Genomic DNA, 232 nt, shown 5'->3' on the forward strand with positions numbered 1-232 from the left:
AAGAGACAGGGCCCGGCTGTATCCGGCGCTGGCCGGCACCGAGTGGTTCTTCTACCTGGTCAGCCTGAGCGGCCTGGTGACGCTGTTGCTGGGGGCCGGCATGGCACTGTTCCAGCATGACCTGAAGGGGCTGCTGGCCTACTCGACGATCAGCCACCTGGGCCTGATCACCCTGCTGTTCGGCCTCGACTCCCCGCTGTCGAACGTCGCCGCGGTGTTCCACATCATCAAC

At 65.1% G+C, this 232-nt stretch carries 1 protein-coding gene; it reads left to right on the top strand.

The features are described from left to right. Positions 1 to 232, top strand: a 232-nt coding sequence (locus tag ACLJNW_RS28820) for a proton-conducting transporter membrane subunit (protein ID WP_410962107.1), incomplete at both ends; no start/stop codon positions are given.

The organism is Salmonella sp. SAL4457 (genome assembly GCF_046548235.1).
Taxonomy (GTDB): Bacteria; Pseudomonadota; Gammaproteobacteria; order Enterobacterales; family Enterobacteriaceae; genus Salmonella; species Salmonella enterica.